The sequence below is a fragment of the Streptomyces sp. NPDC052043 genome, from assembly GCF_044548235.1.
Taxonomy (GTDB): Bacteria; Actinomycetota; Actinomycetes; order Streptomycetales; family Streptomycetaceae; genus Streptomyces.
On sequence record NZ_JBIUBT010000001.1, the window covers coordinates 577322 to 597390 of the forward strand.

The following is a 20069-nucleotide window of genomic DNA, read 5'->3' on the forward strand; positions in this document are numbered from 1 at the left end:
ACGTCTCTGGGCGGATCTCGCGCATGATTGCACCGGCACACACGGCCGTCCAGTAAGTACATACTTAGTGCGAGTTGTCCGAATCGCCCCCGGGTTGGTCATGTGCACCCCCTCCGGTCTGTCAGGATGGAGGCATGGGTCAGCCGGTGGAACGCGCGTCAGGGAACGCGTCTGGAGCAGTGCCGAGGGGAGCGGCGCAGCCGGAACTTCCGCCGGGGCAGCGGCTCCAGCGCGGCTGGCCGGTCACGCACTACGGGCCGGTGCCCAAGTTCCGGCCCGAGCGCTGGGACTTCCGGGTCTTCGGCGCCACCGCCGACGGCGAGAAGCACTGCTGGACCCACGAGGAGTTCACGGCCCTGCCGTACACCACCGTGGTGGCCGACCTGCACTGCGTCACGAAGTACAGCATGGTCGGCGCCGAGTGGGGCGGCATCCCCGCGCGCACCGTCCTGGACATCGCCCCGCCCGCGGCGAACGTCACCCATGTGATGGTGTGGGCGGAGTACGGGTTCAGCTCCAACCTGCGCCTGTCCGACTTCACCTCGGAGCGCACCCTCTTCGCCACCCACAAGGACGGCGAACTGCTCACCGCCGAGCACGGCTTCCCGCTCCGCCTGATCGTCCCCCATCTGTACGCCTGGAAGGGCCCCAAGTGGGTCCGCGGCGTGGAGTACATGACCGCCGACCGCCGCGGCTTCTGGGAGGAGCGCGGCTACCACAACCTCGGCGACCCCTGGAAGGAACAGCGCTACTCCTACCAGGAGGAACCGGGGGACGGGCCGGAACTCTGACGCCCCCACCGGGGGCCGTCCCGGCGCCTTTTCACCGCCTTCTCACGCGTCCCTGAGCCGCTTCAGACGCTCCACGTCCGCCGTGTGGCCCGCCTTGCCGCCCGGGGTCTCGATGACCAGCGGGACGCCCTCGGTGGCGGGGTGGGTCATCAGGGCGCGGAAGGGGTCCTCGCCGATGTGGCCGGCGCCGATGTTCTCGTGCCGGTCCTTGTGCGCGCCGGCCACGTCCTTGGAGTCGTTGGCGTGGATCAGCCTCAGCCGGCCCTCGCCGACCGTCTCCACCAGCAGGTCCAGCGTCTGGCGCATGCCGTCCGGGCCGGTCAGGTCGTGCCCCGCGGCGAAGATGTGGCAGGTGTCCAGGCACACGCCCAGCCTCGGATGGGCGTCCAGCGCCTCGAAGTACGGCCCGAAGTCCCAGGTGCGCGAGCACAGCGAGGCACCCTGGCCCGCGGTGGACTCCAGGAGCAGGTACGGGTCGTCGTCGTGGGTGAGCTCGTCGAGCAGCGGCAGCATGTGCTCCCGCACCTGCTTCAGCGCGACGGACCGGTCCCGGCCGCCGGTGGCGCTCCCGGTGTGCACGACGACGCCCAGCGCGCCGATCTCCCGGCCGCGCCGCAGCGAGTGCCGCAGTGACTCCACCGACCGCTGAACGGTCGCCTCGGTGTGGGAGCCGAAGTTGATCAGATACGGGGCGTGGACGTACGCCGGGAGCGACTGCTCGGCGCAGGCCGCGCGGAACTGCTCGTCCTGCCGTGGGTTGCCCGCGGGCGTGGCCCAGCCGCGCGGATTGGCGACGAAGACCTGCACGGTCTCGGCCCCGAGGTCACGGGCGTAGGACAGGCCCACCGAGTGCAGCCCGCCGGCGACGGGCACATGGCCGCCGACGGGGTTGCGCGGTGCGGTGCGCGAAGACTGGGAAGACAGAGAGGTCATAGCACAGCCAGCATGCCAGGACGTGTGGGAGGGCCCCCGATCAGGGTACGACTGCACCAGCGCACCGGCGCGGACAGCCAGGGGAGGGTACACATGGGGGACGTCGTCAGCTTCTCGCTGCCCGACGGCGGCAGGGTCCTTGTCGAACCGGCCGACGAGGACGTCTACGGCCTCGAGGAGATATCGGTCAGCGGCGGCACGATCGTCCGGCGGGCGCAGGAGAACCTCGGCGAGGCCCTGGACGGCATCCGGCGCATGGCCGCGGAGGCGCACGCCCGTATCACCTCTCTCGACGTCGCCCCGCAGCGCCTGGAGCTGGAGTTCGGCGTGAAGCTGAGTGGAGAGACCGGAGCGGTGCTGGCCAAGGCGACCGGAGAGGCGCACCTGGTCGTAAAGGCGGTGTGGGAGAAGTAGCAGGGACCGGCGCGGCCCGAGGACCGGGGTGTCCGAATCCGTCGCTGCGAGCACGCGGCCTCCTCCCGAACCCGAGGGGATCCGCCTACCATGCCCGTGCGACCCGGATGCCGCAGTGCGGGGGCGGATGCCGGATGTCCCGGAGACGGAAGGGGCTCAGGCATGGAAGAGACGACGGGGGTCGAGTGCGGACTGCCGGACATCGCTGGAATCACCATCGACCAGTTGCGCGCGCTGCCGGGGTCCGTGCTGGCCGTGGCGCTGGAGCGGGTCCAGGCAGAGGCCACGGAGTCCGATGAGGACGAATACAACACCTGGCAGTCGAGTGTCTGAACAGCCGGCGGTCGACGTCGCGGCGCTCCTGGAGGAGAGCCGGCGACCGGTTCCGCTGCGCCAGTTCGTCCTCAAGACACGCAGCCGGTGCAATCTCGCATGTGATTACTGCGTCATCTACGAACACGCCGATCAGACCTGGCGCGACAGGCCTCTCGCCATGAGCCCGGCGACCCTGCGGCAGACGGCGCGGCGCATCGCCGAGCACGCGGCGCGGCACGAGCTGCGACAGGTCCGGGTCGTGCTGCACGGGGGCGAACCGCTGCTGGACGGACCGAAGGGCATCGACCGAGTCGTACGGACCGTTCGCGCCGTCGTTCAGGACGCGGGTGCCGAGGCCGAGTTCACCGTGCAGACGAACGGCACCCTGCTCGCTCCCCGCATGCTGGAGACACTCGCCGAACACCGGGTGCGCGTCGGCGTGAGCCTGGACGGGGACCGTCAGGCGCACGACGCGCACCGCCGCACCCCGTCCGGCAGCGGCTCCTACGACCGGGCCATGGCGGGGCTGCACCGGCTGTCGGAGCAGTTCCCGCAACTGTACGCAGGGCTGCTCTGTGTCATCGACCCCACCCGCGACCCGATCGCCGTCTACGAGTCGCTGCTGCCGACCCGGCCCCCGCTGATCGACTTCCTGCTGCCGCACGCCCACTGGGGTGCACTCCCGGCGTCACCGGCCGGGGCGTACGGCACCTGGCTCGCCGCGGTCTTCGACCGCTGGGCCGGCGCTCCGCACAAGGAGACCTCCGTGCGGATCCTCGACGAGCTGCTGCACCTGGTGCTCGGCGGACGCGGCCGCCTCGACTGGGTGGGTGCCACCCGCACCGTCTCCGCCTTCGTCGAGTCCGACGGGACCATCCACCAGAACGACGCCCTGCGCACCGGGTACGACGGGGCCTCCGCCACCGGCCTGGACGTCTTCCGGAACTCCTTCGACGACGTCCTGCTGCACCCGGGGTTCGCCGCCCGGCAGGCCGGCCCGCAGGCCCTGGCCGACCAGTGCCTGAGCTGCGCGGAACTGGCCGTGTGCGGCGGCGGTGAATACGGCCACCGCTACCGGCCGGGCGCCGGATACCGCCGGCCGACCGTCTACTGCGCGGATCTTCTCCAGCTCATCGGACACATCAGGCGGTGGGTCGCCCACCGCGCGAGACGGCTGCCGTGATCGGCGCCCACGTCCTCCCCGACCCGGTCTTCGACTCCCTCGCCGCGGGGGAGGGGGGACGGGAGGCGGTGCTGCTGCTCCGCAGGGCCCGGCGGAGCCGGAATCTCCTGCTGCTGCGCAGGGTCCTGGACGGTCCCTGCGCGGCCGCCGCGGTCGCGGGCGCAGACCTGCTCGCCCGTGTGGAACGTGTCGCTCCCGACGCGGCCCGGGCCGTGGTCGACGCGTCGTCATTCGGCACCTGGGCGGCCCGCGCCGTGAGCGACTGTCCGGCCCACCGGCGTGGGACGTGCGCGTCCGGGGACCTCGGCGCTCTCGCGGCCGTCGGCGCCGTACGAGCCGGTATCGCCGCCGAGATCGCGGTGCCGGTCCGCGACGGGACACTGCGGTTGCCGGGGCTGGGCACGGCGACCCGGCTCGGGACCGCGGACGAGGCGTTGGTCGTGGTCGCGCCCGAGGCCGGACCGCACACCGCCGCCGACAGCTGTGGCTGCTGTCCTGGCCCGCGGCCCGCGGGTGAGCACGGTCATGCCGGGCCCGGCCACGGCTGCCGCGTGCAGATCCGGGCCTGCGGGGAGGTGCGCTCGCTGCCGCGCGACCCTGGGCGGGTGGGGCACGACTGGCAGCCGGTCGCCATGCTGGAGGCCCGCCACCGGGGGATGACCCTGCGGCTGCCGCTGGAAACCGCGGACCCGCGGCTGCCCGCTCTCGACCCGGCCGGCGCTGTTCCGGCGGCCTGGCAGGGGCTGCTGCAGCCGGCCTGGGAACTGCTCGTCGAGAGCCATCCGCGGCGGGCCGGGGAACTCGCGGCCGGACTGAGCGGCATCGTCCCCCTTCCGGCACCGGCGCGCGGGGTCGCCTCCGCCACGTCACGGCACGCGTTCGGCACCGTCCTCGCCTCCTGGCCCGCCGACCCCGGCCGGCTCGCGCTGACCCTCCTGCACGAGTTCCAGCACAGCAAACTGAGTGCTCTGACCGACCTCGTGACGCTGCACGAGCCGGACGGCCGCCCATGGCTGTACGCACCCTGGAGGCCCGATCCACGCCCGCCCGGAGGACTGCTCCAGGGCATCTACGCGCACCTCGGCGACCTGGCGTTCTGGGACGACCGCGGTGGCAGGCGGCATGGGCCGGAACCGGCCGACTCCGCATGGCGAGTGGCACGGGTCCAGGCTCAGACCGAGCGAGGGCTCGCTCAGGCGGCGACCCACGTCCGGCTCACCCGGCTCGGCCGGCGGTTCCTCGACCGGGTCGCCCAGACCGTGCACGGAGTGCGCGTGGAGGACCGGCCGGCCCGAGCGGCCACCCGGGTGGAAGCCGGTACCGAGGCCGTGTGGCGGCTGCGCTGGGCGGTGGCCGACGGCGCGTGGACCGGGCGGCTGGTCGCGCTTTGGCACTCCCGCCAGGCGGCCGGGCCCCTCCCGCCGGACGACGTACGGGCGGCCTCGGGGGCCGTGGCGGGACCGGGACCCGAGTTCGGACGGTGGGCGGCCCTGCAGCGCGGCGTCGAGTGGGCACTGCCCGCGAAGGAGGCGTCCGAAGCCGTCGTCGCCCGGCCCGACCGGGCCGAACGATGGGCGGAACTCGCCGCCTCGGCCACCGAGGAGGGGCTGCCGGGCGCCGGCGTTCTGCGCCACCGCGCCGAGGTCGTCAGGGATCTGTACCTGCGACTCACCGAGGACGCGGGGCGACCCGGCCAGGGCCCGAGCCAGGACCCGTTGGGCCTGGCGGCCTGGCTGGAAAGCGGGTCCGGGACCGATAGCGCTCAGAACACCGGTGTCTCGATGTCGCAGAAGGCCCGCTCGCCGCGGGCGAACACCTCGGCCACCGGATAGTTCCGGCCGAGCGTGAGGGTGAAGCGGGTGAGCACGTCGTCGAGCAGTGTCTCGGCCTCCTCCTCCCGCCCCAGCGACTTCAGGTCGTGCACGAGGTTGCCGCCGCACACCAGCGTGACCGGGTGGTCGGCGCCGAGGGTGGCGCGCAGCGCCTCCAGGTGACGGGTGTCGGCCTGCGCCGCCTCCTCGTAACGGCCCGCGGCGTGCAGGTCGTTGGCGAGGTTGACGCCGCAGCGCAGCGTGCAGTTGTGCGCGGGGCCGAAGCGGTCCTCCAGCTTCTCGTAGGCCGCGAGGTTGAGGGACAGCGCCCGCTCGTGCTGGCCCAGGGCGCTCAGCGTCAGGGCGTGGTTGGTCTCGGTCATCGGCAGGTAGGGATGGCCGGCGCCGAACAGTTGCTCGTACCCGGCCACGGTCTGCGCGGCCAGCCTCTCCGCCTCCTCCAGCTCACCGCACAGCAGCAGGTCGACGGCGTAGTTTCCGACCGCCGCCAGGGTGTTGAGGTCCTCCGCGCCGTACCGGGCCCGGCAGCGTTCCACCGTCCGGGAGGACCGCTCGTGCGCCTCCTCGTACGCCCCCGTCGCCCGCAGGGAGACGGCGAGGTTCTTCGCCACGTCCAGGGTGTACGGATGCTCGCGGCCCTGCCGGTTGCGCAGCTTCGGGTACAGGGCGCGCAACGACTCGGTGGACCCCCGGTAGTCGCCCAGCTCCCGCTGGTCCCGGGCGTAGTTCGCGGCTACCACCAGGGTCAGCGGGTCGTCCGGTCCGAAGACGCGCACCCGCCGCTCGTAGGTGTCCGCGTCCAGCTCCAGTGCCTCCCGGAAGTGGCCCAGCAGCCGCAGGTCGAGTGCCCGGTTGGCGGCGGACATCAGGGCCAGCGGATAGTCCCGGCCGAAGCTTCTGGTCAGCCGCTCCAGGGTGTCGCGGTCCCGCTCGGCGGCTGCCTCGAAGTCACCGATGACACGCAGGTCGGCGGCGTTGCTGTTGGCGATCGCGAGAGTTTCCTCGTGCTCCTCGCCGAACACCCGGCGGGAGCGTTCGAGGAGGTCCGCATTGATTTCGCGGGCCTCGTCGAACCTTCCGAAGCTGCGGATGAGCGTGCCGTAGGAGCGGGTCACCCGCATGGTCTGCGGATGGTCCTCGCCCAGACGCTGCTGCCACTCTTCGCGCGCGAGCTCGGCCAGCTGGGTGCCGCCGGTGTAGTCACCGAGCAGGTACAGGTAACGGACCTCGTTGATCACGAGGTCCCGCACCTCCCGGTGTTCGCACTCGAAGGCCCGGGTGGGCCGGATGTGCGGGCGCAGTTCCGCGTATCGGCGCCAGTTCGCGTCGTCGTCCGGCTCCTGAGGGTCGGCCGCCGCGAGCAGCACGTGGGTGAGGTGGTAGGTGTCCTCCTGCTCCTGGACGGACATCTGGTTGAAGAGCACGGCCTGCACCAGTCGGTGCATCTGCAGGCTGTTGCTGCGGTGGTCGATCCGGGCCAGCGCCAGCCGGCCGATCTCCCGGGTGGCCAGGCCCAGTTCGACGGGGTCGCGCAGGGCCTCCGCGAGCGGGGACGGCAGTGGGGCGAACGCGGCGCTGCGCAGCATGGCCCAGCTGATCGGTTCCGGGGCCATGCAGCTGCACAGCCGCAACAGCTGGACGGCGGCGGGGCTGCGCTCGGCCAGCCGCTCCATCGCCAGGTTCCAGGTCGCCACGACGGAGTGCGGGTAGCCGGACGGAACGGAGGTGTCCAGCAGCCGTCCTGCGTGCTCCTGCAGCAGCTGGAGGTACTCGTCGACCGACATGGCCGTCTCCGAGTGCCAGGCACCGGCCTGTTCCACGGCGAGCGGAAGGTCGCCGAGCGCCTCCGCGAGCCGGGAGGCGTCGCGCGTCGGCATGCCGGGGACCCTGCGCTGCAGGAAGCGGACCGACTCCTCGCGGGAGAAGACGTCCACCGGGACGGGGTGCGCGTGCCCCGCCCAGCTCTGGTTGCGTGACGTGATCAGAATGTGGCCCTCGCCGGAGGGGAAGTACTCCTCCAGGTCCTCGGGGCGGTCGGCGTTGTCGAACACCAGAAGCCAGCGGCGGAAGGGTGCGCCCCGGCGCAGCGCGTCCAGGACGAGCGGCAGCGCCTCGTCGCTACTGGGCGCGGAATCCAGTCCCAGGTGGGGGGCGAGAGCGGCGACGGACGTGCGGACCAGCGCTGGATCCTCGGCGTTGATCCACCAGACGAGCTGGTACTGCGACTGGTAGCGGTAGAGGTACTCGACAGCCAGTTGCGTCTTGCCCACGCCGCCGAGCCCGAAGAAGGCCTGCGGCACGATCGCCGCACGCCGGTCGGCCAGCCGGGCGTGCAGCTGGGTGATGAGTTCGTCCCGGCCGGTGAAGATGTGGTTCCTGGGCGGAATCCGCCGCCCCCACACCTGCGGGACGCTCTCCTCGAACCGCACCGGCCGCGTGATGGCCTGCGATGGACCGCTGGGGGGTGCCGCGGTGCTCGAAGGGCCGTCGACGCCGGCCAGGCGAGGCACGGACTCGGCCACGGGTGATTCCCTTTCCGCTGGTTGCCGGGACGCTTCGCCCGCTTCGGCAGTGCTCTGCGTGAATGTGGTGTCGGTCACACCGTAATCGTATGGGCGCGCTGCGTCATCACGAACCGGGCGGCGATGCTGTTGCGAGATCAGGCGCCGCAGCTTCCGGGCCCGGCTGGCGAACCCACCGCCCAGCGCGTCGGCGACGGCGGCGTCCACCTTGGCGAAGGGCAGGCTCTCCGGAGTGATCCGGGACGGCAGCTCCGACGAGGGGTCGGCCAGTGTGGCGTCGAACCGGTAGGGAGCCGACGAATGTTCGGCCAGGTATCCCGAGACCGCGGTGAGGACGCGCCGGCTCTCCTGCTGGTGCAGCGAACCCAGCAGCAGCGACCGTACGGCCTCGGGGAAGTCGAACTCGGTCTGCTCCGCCGGGTGCGGGCGGCCGGTGGGGACGGGGTGCAGCAGCCCCGACAGGAACACCTCCGCCAGGTGCGACGGTGTCGTACGGGGCGCCATGACCTGCTGCACCAGGCGCATCACCGGAAGGAACAGCGGCGCGGCGGCCAGATAGCCGGCCAGCTCGAAAGCCTGCGGCGAGGCCTCCGCGCGGAAGGCCAGCACCCGGTCCAGCGGGGACAGCCGCTCGTCTCGAGCCCCCCGCGGCCCCGGGGCTGCCGGCTCCGGGCGAACAGGGGTGCCCGGCGACACCGCGTACCCCCGGAACGCCGAGGCCTGCGGGTGGGCGACCAGGCGGGCCCACATCTGCAAAGCCGCCGGTGCGAGCTCGACCACGGGCACCAGGGGGCCCGTGTGGTCCCCGTCGGCGTGCAGGTCGCAGTTGGGGACACCGGGGCGTGAGGCCCAAAGGGCGGCGGGAACGGGACGTAACGCGGTGCGATGCCAAAGACGCCGGTCGAGGGGCTGGATCAGCGCCGTGGGCCGGCTGCGCGCCCAGCGGGCCAGCAGCCGGCCCGCCGCACCCGACCGCCAGCCGGGGCTGATCCCGTCACTGAGGACGAGCACGGCGCCGCGCGGCGAGTGAGAGGCGGGCCGGCCCGCCTGCGCCGCACGGTTCGCGCCGCCGGCGGGCCAGGGCGGAGCGGCGGAGCGCACGCTCACCGAACCGTCCGGCAGATGCTCCAGCCAGCGCACCGTGATGGAGCGGAAGGCGCCCACCCGGCGCAGCACCGTGCGCAGCTCGGACACGGCGCTGTCCCACAGCACCATCGAGTCCCCGGTGTCCACCACCAGGACCAGGTCGAGCCAGGGCTCCTCGTCGGGGACCAGGACCGGCTCCCAGACGTCGGTCCGTGCCGCGCGGTCGGCCGTCGCCTCCTCGTCCAGACGGCGCCGGACCGTGGACGTGGCGCGCCGCCGCAGTGGCCGCAGTGCCTTGCTCAGCTCGGCCGGCTTCGCCAATGGCCGTACGCCGGGGGAACGCACCGGCAGCGCCGGAACGGCGACGTCCGCCCGCCCGGCCGGCGTGCGGAAGCCACGCATATGCAGTTCCGGCTCCCGCTCGCGCGGACCGGGAACAGCGGGGTGCCCCAAGCCGTTCCTCGGCGGCTCGGGCGGTTCCTCGCCGCCGGGGTCGTCGCGTCGGCGCCGGGGCGCCCCCGGCTCCTGCTGGCCCGTGAGTCCCGTCAGGGGACGCGGCTGCCTGCCGGCCGGGCGTGACACCGGGTCCGCGGCGGCGCGCTTCAGGTGCGCCGCGAGCCACAGGACCTCGGCGATCTCCCGTGCGTCCGGAGCGGGATGTTCCGGTGGTTCGTACGACATCAGGGCCCCGTTTCGAGGTGCCGCCACAGCGTGCGCAGCAGATCCCGCCACTGCTCGGGCTCCTCGTCGGCGCCCGCCCGCGCCAGCTCGATCGCGCTCAGCAGCTGGTCCACGGCGACGTTGCCGTTGCTCTGCTCCGCAAGGAACGCTTCCACCAGCGGCCTCGCCTGGTCCAGTGCCTCCTCGCCCAGATGGGCGGCGACGATCGCGGCCAGCCGTTCCGGCCCCGGCTGTTCGATGTCGTACCGCAGGCAGCGCCGGGCGAACGCGGCGGGAAACTCCCGCTCCTCGTTCGATGTGATCACGACGAAGGGAAAGGCCCAGCAGGTGACCTGGCCGTCCGTGACGAGTTCCTGGCCACCGTCGGCCGTCTGCACCCGCACACTGCGCTGCTCGGCGGGCAGCCGCCGCAGCTCGTCGATGGGGAAGCGGCCCTCCTCGAACACGGTCAGCAGGTCGTTCGGCAGGTCGATGTCGCTCTTGTCCAGCTCGTCGATGAGTAGGACCCTCGGCCGACGGCGAGGGAGCAGGGCCGTGCCCAGTGGCCCCAGGCGCAGGAACCTGCCGAGCTCGCCGGTGCCGTCACCCGCGTCGACTCCCGCCCGGCGCAGATTCGCCTCGTGCAGCCGGCCGATGGCGTCGTAGGCGTACAGCCCGTCCCGCAGGGTGGTGCGCGACGTCACGGCCCAGTGCAGCACGGGACCCAGTCCCAGCTCATAGGCGACGGCGTGGGCCAGCGTGGACTTGCCGGTGCCCGGACGTCCCGTGAGCAGCAGCGGACGGCGCAGCAGGAGTGCCGCGTTGACCACGTCGACCAGCCCGCGGTCCACCTGGAAGACCCTGCCCCGCCGGGCGTCGGCCGGTCCCGGGGCAGCGGCTTCGTCCTGCGGCGGCATGCCCTGCTGGAGGGGCCGCCAGCTCGGTGGATCGGGGAGCCGCTCGATCGCGTTGTGCGGCACGCCGTCGCCGCGGTACACCCACCACCCCGGCACCTGCGGGGTTCCGGTCTCGGTCACGAGTGGTCACCTCCGGGGGCAGGGGCAGGGGCAGGGGCAGGGGCAGGAGCGGGGGCGGGCGCGGGCGCGGTCAAGGGGGTTTGCGGTGGCAGCCGGTCGAACGGGTCCCAGAGGAAACCCACCCGCAGACCGCCGCCGACGCGCGGCCCCGCGCCGGCGGGGCCGGCCGACCACTCACCGCGCCGGGCCCGGAGCACGGCCTCGGGCAGGGTCCTGACGCTGGTGGCCCGCAGCCGCTTCGGCAGGTCCTCGGCGACCCGTGGACCGTCCTGCTCGTCATGGGCCCAGACCAGCGCGGGAATCCCCGCGTCCAGCGCCGCGTCGAACTCCGCGTCGGGGGTGCGCTTCCGGGACGCCCTGGGGGGAAAGCCGAGGACCAGCGCGAGCGGGCCGTCCTCGGGGTAGATCGCCGAGAACAGGACCTCGTACGACGTCCCGTCCGGCCCTCGGGCGGGTAACACATGCACCACGCCCTCTCCCGAGAGTGTGCCCATCGCTCTCATCCTGTCCCACTTCCGGGCCCAGTTGTGTTCCCACTCGACCCATTCCGGTGTGTTCTGGCGCTCAAGACTGCGCACGGCCACCGGGTGCACCACGCCCAAACGCACCTCTGCGCCGCTGGGTGTCGTGATCGGCAGGGCGTCGACCGGCCGCCCGAGGAGCTCGCGGGGCAACACGAACTCCACGAACAGATCAGCGGAGTCGAGCGCCTTCTCCCGCCGCATGCGGATGATCTCGTCCCGCATCAGCTGCTCGATCCGACCGAGCGGCATGGCCTCGGTGTACTGGCGCACGGCCTCCCGGGGGGTGCCCGCGCGCTGCCGGTGGACGTCGAGCAGATAGTGCCGGCTGGGTGAGGCTGGGGTGATGCGGAAGGTGGCGTACGTCCATTGCCCGCCGGGGGCCGACGGCCCTACCCGTCGTGCCAGGAGCGGGGCCGGGTCGACCACCGGCGTGCAGTGCCCGGCCCGTCCACGCACCCAGCGGGCCAGCTCCTGGCCGCGCGGGCCGGGGACGCGCCGGGACAGCGCGGCGACGAACTCCAGCAACGGCGGCACCGCACGGCCGGCCTGGGTGATGTGCTGCAGGTCGTGGACGATGCCGAGCACGTCCTCGGGGGCGCCCTGCCAGGGCCGGCGTACGGGCCCGAGCGCCTCGTCGCGCAGCGCCACCAGGCCGGACAACGGCACCGTGCCGTCGAGCAGCAGGCGGTGGAGGTCGTCCATGGCCTCCGCGTCGAACGGGCCGTCGTCCTCGTCCGCGGCCGGTTTCCCGTCCGAGTGCGGCGGCAGAGGCTCTCCGGACAGGGCGAGTGCGGCACGCAGCGGAGGCCAGGACCGGGCCAGCCGCGCCATGGGAATCATCCAGGTCACGCCCGCGTCCGGTGACTTGTCCCGCAGCACGGCCAGTCCCGCCACACGCGAGGTCGCCGCGTCCTTCACCCCACAGCCGCTGTAGCCCCTGGCCACCCTGCGGCCTGTGTCCGGTGCGTCGTTGAGCTGGATCAGCGCGGACTCCAGACCGCCGCGCCCGGCCATCAGACAGTCCGCCCATACTCCGTGCGGCTGGCCCGGCGGATAGCCGTACACCTGCATGCGCCGTTTGGCCGTGTAGGCACCGGTGGACAGGTGTGCGTGCGAGGTGGGCAACTGGCCGTCGGCAAGCGTCAGATCACCGTGCAGGGTGAGGACCGAGAAGTCCTCGTGGTGGCTTCCTCCGGTGTAGCGGTGGCCGCCGCCCGGGGAGCCCTGCAGCGTCAGACCGCTGCTCAGAGCGATCGTCACGGTGGCACCCGGGTCGTCCTCCCACTGCTTGCCGAGGGCGCTCGTCACCACATGGCCGCAGGTGAGCAGATAGCGCGGCGGGACGATGACCCCTCCGCCCACGGGGCTTCCCGAGGGCCCCATGATGCTCACCTGCCACACATCGGTGGCGGTCATCTCCGCGACCGGCTCCACCCCCGGACACCCCTCCCCCGTTGCCCTGCCGCGGGACGACCGTCCGCGGAGCCGCCATAGTAGCGACACCGGATGGCGGAAAGCAGAGGGGCAACAGCCCATATCCGGTGGCGAGTTGACCTTGCTTCCGGATTCGCGGGCGGATGCCTCGTCACCGGATGGTGATCGTTATCGTCGAGCCCTTCGGCGCCCGGTCGCCGCCCCGCACCGACTGCTTCTTGACGGTGTCGCCGAACAGCCCGAGCAGCCCGCGGTCCTCGCGCACCTGGAAACCGGCCTTCTGGAGCGTGTTCTTCGCGTCGTCGACGCTGTTGCCCGTCACGTCCGGCACCTGGACCATCTCCGGGCCCTTGGACAGCGTCAGCGTGACCGTGTCGCCCTCGGCCGCCTGGCTGTCGCCCGCCGGGCTCTGCCGGGCGACCTCGCCCTTGTCGAAGTCGGAGGTGACCTGCTCGGTGGAGACCCGCACCTTCAGGCCGGCGTCCTGGAGGTCGGACCGCGCCTCGTCCAGGTCCTCGCCGGTGACGTCCGGCACGTTCACCGCGCGGCCCTTGCTGACGGTGAGCGCGATCGCCGAGCCGGCGCGCCGCTCGGTGCCCGCCTCGGGGTCCGTGCCGATCACGACGTCGCGGGGGACGTCGTCGCTGAACTCCCGGCTCACCATGCCCGGTTCCAGGCCCTCCTTCTTCAGCAGGGTCCGCGCCTCGCCCAGCCGGTGGCCCTTCAGATCGGGCACGTTCACGGTCTCGGGCCCGTCGGAGACCGTGAGCGTCACGGAGCCGTTACTGCGGATCCGGGCGCCCACCTGCGGATCGGTGCTGATGACCGTGCCCCGCCGGACCGTGTCGCTGTAGGCGTGCTCGACCCGGTCGACGCCGAGACCGGCCTTCTTGAGCCGCTCCCTGGCCTGTGTCTCCGTCTTCGCCAGCAGCGGCGGGACCTTGGTGAACTGGCCGGAGTTGATGTACCACACCCCGCCGCCGACCCCGAGGGCCAGCAGGACCGCGGCGACCACCACGAGCAGCGTCCGACGGGGCCGCCCGGGGCGCCGGGCACCGGCCGGCCCCGGTGGGGGCGGGGGCGCCTGAAGCCGGCTGGTGCGGTTGAGGGCGGCCTCGGACCGCGCCCCGTCCTCGCCGTCCTCACCGTCCCCGCCGAGCCTGCCGCGGATCCGCGTCGTCAGCGCGCGCGGGATGACGCTCGTACGGTCCTCCGCGTTGTCGTGCTCCGCGGTGAGGGCCTGCGGCGGCAGCGCGTCCAGCTGGTCCGGGCCGAGCGCGGACCGCGCCTCGCGGACCCGCGCCAGCAGCGCGACCGCGTCGTGCGGCCGGATGTCCGGGGTGCGCGCGGTGGCCTCCGCGACCAGTTCGTCCAGCTCCAGGGACAGTCCCGGCACGACGGCCGACGGGGCCGGCACGTCCTCGTGGAGGTGCTGGTACAGCACCTGGGCGGGGGACTCCCCCTGGTGCGGCTTGCCGCCGGTCAGCATCTCGTACAGCACGACCCCGCACGCGTACACGTCGACCCGGGGGTCGGCGGTGCCGCGCTCGATCTGCTCCGGGGCCAGGTAGGAGACGGTGCCGAGGACGGCACCGCTGGTGTTCGTCACCGTGTCCACGGACCGCACAAGCCCGAAGTCGGCGACCTTGACCCGGCCGTCGTCCCCTATCAGGACGTTCTCCGGCTTCATGTCGCGGTGCACGAACCCGGCCCGGTGCGCGGCCCCCAGCGCGGCGAGCACCGGCTCCAGGATGTCCAGCGCCGCGCGCGGCTGGAGCGCCCCGCGCTCGCGCAGCACGTCGCGCAGGGTGCAGCCGGCCACGTACTCCATGGCGAGGTAGACGTACGACCCGTCCGTGCCCTGGTCGAAGACCTGCACGACGTTCGGGTGGGCCAGCCGCGCGACCGACTTGGCCTCCCGGATGAACCGCTCCACGAACGAGCCGTCGGCCGCGAGCGCGGGGTGCATCACCTTGAGCGCGAGGACCCGGTCCAGGCGGGTGTCCAGGGCCCGGTAGACCGTGGCCATCCCACCGACGGCGATCCGCGCGTCGACGCGATAGCGGCCGTCGAGCACCTGCCCGACGAGGGGGTCCTGAAGGGTCGTATCCACGCAGGCGAGTCTACGAGCCGTCACGGACACCCACGGGTCGCGGACGATGTCGCGGCGGGACTGAAGCCGACCTGTGACGCGGTACCCGCACGCGTGATAGGCGGTGACCGGCTAGAACGCGGGCCGCTCCGGGTCCAGCCCGGCCAGGCCCTCCGCCGGGGACGACGCCCGGGCGAAGTGGCGCTTGGGGATCCGCCCGGCGAGCCGGGCCAGCCGGCCCGCCTCCACGGCGGCCCGCATCGCCGCGGCCATCATCACCGGCTCCTGCGCCCGCGTCACCGCCGAGGCGAGCATCACTCCGGCACACCCCAGCTCCATGGCCAGCGCCACGTCCGAGGCCGTACCGGCCCCGGCGTCCAGGATCACCGGCACGCGCGCGTGCTCCACGATCAGCTGGAAGTTGTGCGGGTTGCGGATGCCGAGCCCGGATCCGATGGGCGAGCCCAGGGGCATGATCGCGGCGCAGCCCACCTCCTCCAGTTTCCGCGCCAGCACCGGGTCGTCGTTCGTGTACGGCAGCACCGTGAACCCGTCGTCGACCAGCGTCTCCGCCGCGTCCAGCAGCTCGATCGGGTCCGGCAGCAGCGTGCGCTCGTCGGCGATGACCTCCAGCTTGACGAGGTCCGTGCCCAGCGCCTCCCGCGCCAGCCGGGCCGTGAGCACCGCCTCACCCGCGGTGAAGCAGCCCGCGGTGTTGGGCAGCACCCGGATCCCGAGCGACTCCAGCACCGACAGCACCGAGCCGTGCACGGAGGGGTCCACCCGCCGCATCGCGACCGTGGTCAGCTCCGTGCCGGAGGCGACCAGAGCCCGCTCCAGGACCTCCAGGCTGGGCGCGCCGCCGGTGCCCATGATCAGCCGGGAGGTGAAGGGCGTACCACCGAGGACGAAGGGGTCGTCGGCCATGGCTCAGCCTCCCTGGACGGCGGTCAGCACCTCGACGCGGTCGCCCTCGGCCAGGGCCGTGGCCGACCACCGCGTGCGCGGGACGACGGTCTCGTTGAGGGCGGCGGCCACTCCGGAGGGCGCCGCGGTCAGGGTCCGCACGACGGCGCCGAGGGACGTGCCGGGCGTGATCCGGCGGGGCTCACCGTTGACGGAGATGTTCATGGAGTCGTTCATACGGGCTGCTCCGTGCGTGCCGCGGCGTGAAAGCGCCTGGGGGAGAAGGGCCGGACCTCGTCCGGCAGCTCGCCGGTGGTCAGGACGTGGGCCATGGCGTCACCGGTGACCGGCGTGAGCAGCACGCCGTTGCGGTGGTGCCCGGTGGCCAGCAGCAGGCCGTCGAGGCCGGTCGGGCCGAGCAGCGGCGCGTTGTCGGGGGAGCCGGGCCGCAGCCCCGCCCGCGTCTCCGTGAGCGGCAGCTCGGTGATCCCGGGCACCAGCTCGTGCGCGTCGCGCAGCAGCTCGTACACGCCGCCCGCCGTCACCGTCGTGTCCCAGCCCAGCTCCTCACTCGTGGCCCCGACGACCAGCTCGCCGTCGAGCCGCGGCACCAGGTAGACCTGGCTGCCGCGCACCACGGCCCGCACGGTACGGCTCAGGAACGGCGCGTACGGCTTCGGCACCGTCAGCCGCAACACCTGCCCCTTCACCGGCCGCACCGGCGGCAGCACGTCGTCCGGGACGCCCGCGAGCCGTCCGCTGCGGCTGCCCGCCGCGAGCACCACCCGGTCCGCGGCCGGCGCGGTGCCGTCGCGCAGCACACAGCCCGTGGCCCGGCCGCGGGCCACGGTGAGCCGCTCGGCCCAGCCGCGGTGGAAGACCACGCCCGCCCGCTCACAGGCCGCGACCAGGGCGCGGGCGAGCCTGCGCGGGTCGATCTGGTGGTCGCCGTCCACCCGCAGCCCGCCGCGCACGCCCGGCGCGAGCATCGGCTCGAGGCGACGGCAGTCCCGCCCGGACAGCCACTCGGAGTCCAGTCCCGACCGGCGCTGAAGGTCGTGCAGTTCCCGCAGGTGGCCGCGGTCGTCGGCGTCCAGCGCGACGGCGAGGGTGCCGCACCGGCGGTAGCCGAGGTCATGGCCGGTCAGTTCGGTCAGCTCGGCCGCGAAGTCCGGGTAGCGGCGGGCCGAGGCCAGGTTGAGTCCGAGCAGGGTCTGCTCGCCGTGGTGCAGTTCGGTGACGGCGGCCAGCATCCCGGCGGCCACCTGTGCGGCCCCGCCGCCCGGCTCGGGGTCCACCACCGTCGTGGCGAACCCGCGCTGCGCCGAGCGCCAGGCCGTCACCAGGCCGATGATCCCGCCCCCCACGACGAGGACGTCTGACGTACGTGGCGACGACATGGGCGTCCAGCCCCTCCCTTCGCCGGCATGACCCGGATCAGGTTCGTACGGTCGGAGGCCGCCAGCCTCCCTCTCAGCCCGGTGCGTCCGGGCTCCCGCGAGTGCTTGTACCTGGGCCACCCTAGCCCGCGGAGCGCCGCCCCGGTAAGGGAGCCCCGCCCCCGGCCCGCCCTCCGGCAGGTGCCCGCGGGCCCTGACTGACGGTCCGTCAGGTGGCTTATGGTGATCAGATGAGCGACGAGACGCAGGAACAGGGCGCATCCGGGCCGCGGCGCGTGGTCGTCGCGGGCGCGGGCATGGCCGGCGTGCAGACCGCGGTCGCGCTGCGCGAGCAGGGCTTCACCGGCACCGTGACAGTGATCGGCGCCGAACCCCACCAGCCCTACGACCGGCCGCCGCTGTCCAAGGCCGTCCTGCTCGGCAAGGCCGAGGGCTCCGCCTTCGACATCGACTTCGAGGCGCTCGGTCTCGAACTGCGGCTCGGCTGCGAGGCCCTGGCCGTGCGGCCCGACGCGCATGTGCTGGAGACCTCGGACGGACCGGTGCCGTACGACGTCCTCGTCCTGGCCACCGGTGCCGAACCGATCCGGCTGCCCGGCACGGAGGGCGTTGCCGGGGTCCACCTGCTGCGCACCCTGGACGACGCCGAACGACTGCGGCCGGTGCTCACCGAGCAGCACGACGTCGTGGTCGTCGGCGCGGGCTGGATCGGCGCCGAGTTCGCCACCGCCGCGCGCGAGGCGGGCTGCGCCGTGACCGTCGTGGAGGCCGCGGACCGGCCGCTCGCGGGCGCGCTGCCCGCGGAGGTGGCCGAGCCGATGACCACCTGGTACGCCGACAGCGGCGCCGAACTGCGCACCGACGCGCGCGTGGAGCGCGTCGAACCCGGCGCGGTGGTGCTCGACGACGGCTCGCGGCTGCCCGCAGGCGCCGTCGTGGTCGGGGTCGGCGCGCGCCCCGCCACGGGCTGGCTGGCCGGCTCCGGCATCGAGCTGGGCCGGCACGGGGACGTCCTGGCCGACGACCACCTGCGCACGTCCGTGCCGGACGTGTACGCGGTCGGCGACTGCGCCTCCTTCCCCTCGGGTCGGTACGGCGAGCGCCTGCTGATCCACCACTGGGACAACGCGCTCCAGGGCCCGCGCACGGTCGCGGCCGACATCATCGGCCTCACCCCCGTGGTCTACGACCCGGTGCCGTATTTCTGGTCCGAGCAGTTCGGGCGCTTCGTGCAGTACGCCGGTCACCACACGTCGGCCGACACCCTCGTCTGGCGCGGCGAGCGCACCGGACCGGCGTGGACGGTCTGCTGGCTCCGCGAAGGCCGGCTCGTCGCCCTGCTGGCCGTCGGCCGGCCGCGCGATCTGGCGCAGGGGCGGCGGCTGATCGAGTCCGGCACGCCCATGGATCCGCGGCTGCTCGCGGACCCGGCGAGGCCCTTGAAGACGGCGACGGCGTGAGGCACGCCGCCCCGGGTGGACGGGTCTGGCTTCCGAGTGTCAGTGGCAGATGGCACGCTTGTTTCCGTGACCGAGATTGACACGAAGATCGACGCTCTCGTCCCTGCGTGGCTCACGCTTCCCGACATCGCCGAACAGCTCGGCGTCGAGGTGACGCGTGTGCGGCAGCTGGTCAAGGAGGGCCAGCTCATCGCCGTACGCCGGGGTGAGAACCGCGCGCTGCACGTCCCCGCCGCCTTCATCGACGGCGACAAGGTCGTCAAGGGCCTGTCCGGCACCCTGACGCTCCTGCGGGACGACGGCTTCACGGTCGAAGAGATGATCGAATGGCTGTTCACCCCCGACCCGACCCTGCCCGGCACCCCCGCCCAGGCCCTGAGTGAGAACCGCGGCACAGAGGTGAAGCGCCGCGCCCAGGCCCTCGCCGTCTGACCCGGCCACCCGCCTGCGCACCCGGCCCCGGCCCCCCGGCCGGGGCCTCGGCGTTCCTGCGGGCCGGCCGCGCGCGGCGGGTAGGGTCCGTTCGAGTGGTCGGACGATCCACCGAACCGACGAGCCACCGAACCGGCGGACCGTCGAACCGACGAGCCACCGAACCGACGAGCCGGGGGGACCCGCGTATGCCCGAGACCGCTGCCGTAGCCGACGCCCGTGACCGGCTCGGCGACGCGCGCCTGTATCTGTGCACGGACGCCCGGAGACGGCAGGGTGACCTGGCCGGGTTCCTGGACGCGGTGCTGGCGGCGGGTGTCGACGTCGTGCAGTTGCGGGACAAGGGCATGGAGGCCGGGGAGGAGCTGGACCGGCTGGAGGTGTTCGCCGACGCGTGCGCCCGGCACGGGAAGCTGCTCGCGGTCAACGACCGGGCGGACGTCGCCCACGCGGCCGGTGCCGACGTGCTGCACCTGGGGCAGGGGGACCTCCCGGTGCCCGCCGCCCGCGCGATCCTCGGCGACGGCGTCCTGATCGGCCGGTCCACACACGCCGAGGACGAGGCCGCCGCCGCGGCCGTGCAGGACGGCGTGGACTACTTCTGCACCGGACCCTGCTGGCCCACGCCCACCAAGCCCGGCCGCCCGGCCCCCGGCCTGGACCTGGTCCGGTACACCGCCTCGCTCGGCACCGACCGGCCCTGGTTCGCCATCGGAGGCATCGACCTCGGCAACCTGGACCAGGTCCTGGAGGCCGGCGCCCGCCGTGTCGTCGTGGTCCGGGCGATCACCGAGGCCGACGACCCCGGAGCGGCGGCGTCCGAGTTCGCCGCGCGGCTGCGTCGGGCGGGGTAGGGCGCGGCACGGTCCGGCACTTCAGCAGGGGCCGGGCAGGCCCGGGCGTGACAGCCGGGCGTCTCATTTTTCGGACAGTCGGCCCGGCCAGCCCCGCTTGTTTTCGGCCCCACTGTCCGAAGGGTGGACAAGAAGTCGACAATTCCGGCAAATTTCCGGGGCTCGGTTGGGAGACCGCCGTGCCCTGGATAGCC

At 73.3% G+C, this 20069-nt stretch carries 16 protein-coding genes and 1 riboswitch; of the genes, 8 read left to right on the top strand and 8 right to left on the bottom strand.

What is annotated here, in order from left to right; translation table 11 throughout:
* Nucleotides 1–134 precede the first annotated feature (134 nt).
* The gene (locus ACIHCX_RS02560) at nucleotides 135–791 is read left to right on the top strand and encodes a sulfite oxidase-like oxidoreductase (protein ID WP_400025843.1); all 657 of its coding nucleotides are present in this window, start codon (nucleotides 135–137) and stop codon (nucleotides 789–791) included.
* A 42-nt stretch (nucleotides 792–833) separates the two neighbouring features.
* On the opposite strand, the gene ACIHCX_RS02565 is transcribed toward ACIHCX_RS02560, so the two are convergent.
* Nucleotides 834–1724, bottom strand: a complete 891-nt coding sequence (locus ACIHCX_RS02565; RefSeq protein WP_400025845.1) for a deoxyribonuclease IV — start codon at nucleotides 1722–1724, stop codon at nucleotides 834–836.
* Nucleotides 1725–1817: 93 nt separating this feature from the next.
* Between ACIHCX_RS02565 and ACIHCX_RS02570 the strand changes: the two genes are divergently transcribed.
* From ACIHCX_RS02570 to ACIHCX_RS02585, 4 genes are all read left to right on the top strand, one after another.
* The gene (locus ACIHCX_RS02570; RefSeq protein WP_400025847.1) at nucleotides 1818–2138 is read left to right on the top strand and encodes a CU044_2847 family protein; all 321 of its coding nucleotides are present in this window, start codon (nucleotides 1818–1820) and stop codon (nucleotides 2136–2138) included.
* Between the two features lie 162 nt (nucleotides 2139–2300).
* Entirely contained in the window at nucleotides 2301–2471 is a 171-nt protein-coding gene (locus tag ACIHCX_RS02575; protein ID WP_400025848.1) for a hypothetical protein, read from the top strand.
* Nucleotides 2464–3636, top strand: a complete 1173-nt coding sequence (locus ACIHCX_RS02580) for an FxsB family cyclophane-forming radical SAM/SPASM peptide maturase (protein ID WP_400025849.1) — start codon at nucleotides 2464–2466, stop codon at nucleotides 3634–3636. The genes ACIHCX_RS02575 and ACIHCX_RS02580 overlap by 8 nt, the downstream gene beginning before the upstream one ends.
* Nucleotides 3603–5468: an aKG-HExxH-type peptide beta-hydroxylase gene (locus ACIHCX_RS02585; protein ID WP_400025851.1), complete on the top strand. Its 1866-nt coding sequence runs from the start codon at nucleotides 3603–3605 to the stop codon at nucleotides 5466–5468. Before ACIHCX_RS02580 ends, ACIHCX_RS02585 begins: the two co-directional genes overlap by 34 nt.
* Here ACIHCX_RS02585 and fxsT read toward each other — a convergent pair.
* From fxsT to thiO, 7 genes are all read right to left on the bottom strand, one after another.
* Nucleotides 5399–9757 (bottom strand): FxSxx-COOH system tetratricopeptide repeat protein, encoded by a 4359-nt coding sequence (gene fxsT / locus ACIHCX_RS02590; protein ID WP_400025852.1) that lies wholly within the window; start codon nucleotides 9755–9757, stop codon nucleotides 5399–5401. The two genes, ACIHCX_RS02585 and fxsT, sit on opposite strands and share 70 nt — an antisense overlap.
* A complete protein-coding gene (locus ACIHCX_RS02595) occupies nucleotides 9757–10773 on the bottom strand; it encodes an AAA family ATPase (protein ID WP_400025854.1) in 1017 nt (338 codons plus the stop codon). Before ACIHCX_RS02595 ends, fxsT begins: the two co-directional genes overlap by 1 nt.
* The gene (locus tag ACIHCX_RS02600; protein WP_400025856.1) at nucleotides 10770–12713 is read right to left on the bottom strand and encodes a hypothetical protein; all 1944 of its coding nucleotides are present in this window, start codon (nucleotides 12711–12713) and stop codon (nucleotides 10770–10772) included. The genes ACIHCX_RS02595 and ACIHCX_RS02600 overlap by 4 nt, the downstream gene beginning before the upstream one ends.
* Before the next feature lie 169 nt (nucleotides 12714–12882).
* Complete coding sequence (gene pknB, locus ACIHCX_RS02605) at nucleotides 12883–14844, bottom strand: Stk1 family PASTA domain-containing Ser/Thr kinase (RefSeq protein ID WP_400025857.1); 1962 nt, start codon at nucleotides 14842–14844, stop codon at nucleotides 12883–12885.
* 111 nt (nucleotides 14845–14955) lie between these two features.
* On the bottom strand, nucleotides 14956–15750 hold the full coding sequence (locus ACIHCX_RS02610) for a thiazole synthase (protein ID WP_400025858.1): 795 nt from the start codon (nucleotides 15748–15750) through the stop codon (nucleotides 14956–14958).
* A gap of 3 nt (nucleotides 15751–15753) precedes the next feature.
* Nucleotides 15754–15954, bottom strand: a complete 201-nt coding sequence (gene thiS / locus ACIHCX_RS02615; RefSeq protein WP_400026595.1) for a sulfur carrier protein ThiS — start codon at nucleotides 15952–15954, stop codon at nucleotides 15754–15756.
* Nucleotides 15955–15962: 8 nt separating this feature from the next.
* Complete coding sequence (gene thiO / locus ACIHCX_RS02620) at nucleotides 15963–17129, bottom strand: glycine oxidase ThiO (RefSeq protein WP_400025860.1); 1167 nt, start codon at nucleotides 17127–17129, stop codon at nucleotides 15963–15965.
* A riboswitch (TPP riboswitch) is annotated at nucleotides 17127–17238 on the bottom strand. It overlaps the preceding gene by 3 nt.
* A gap of 121 nt (nucleotides 17239–17359) precedes the next feature.
* Between thiO and ACIHCX_RS02625 the strand changes: the two genes are divergently transcribed.
* The 3 genes from ACIHCX_RS02625 (at nucleotide 17360) to thiE (ending at nucleotide 19875) form a co-directional block, all read left to right on the top strand.
* Nucleotides 17360–18589: an NAD(P)/FAD-dependent oxidoreductase gene (locus ACIHCX_RS02625; RefSeq protein ID WP_400025861.1), complete on the top strand. Its 1230-nt coding sequence runs from the start codon at nucleotides 17360–17362 to the stop codon at nucleotides 18587–18589.
* 66 nt (nucleotides 18590–18655) lie between these two features.
* Nucleotides 18656–19021, top strand: coding sequence for a helix-turn-helix domain-containing protein (locus ACIHCX_RS02630; protein WP_141361701.1), 366 nt, complete (start codon nucleotides 18656–18658; stop codon nucleotides 19019–19021).
* A gap of 188 nt (nucleotides 19022–19209) precedes the next feature.
* The gene (gene thiE / locus ACIHCX_RS02635) at nucleotides 19210–19875 is read left to right on the top strand and encodes a thiamine phosphate synthase (RefSeq protein ID WP_400025864.1); all 666 of its coding nucleotides are present in this window, start codon (nucleotides 19210–19212) and stop codon (nucleotides 19873–19875) included.
* Nucleotides 19876–20069 lie beyond the last annotated feature (194 nt).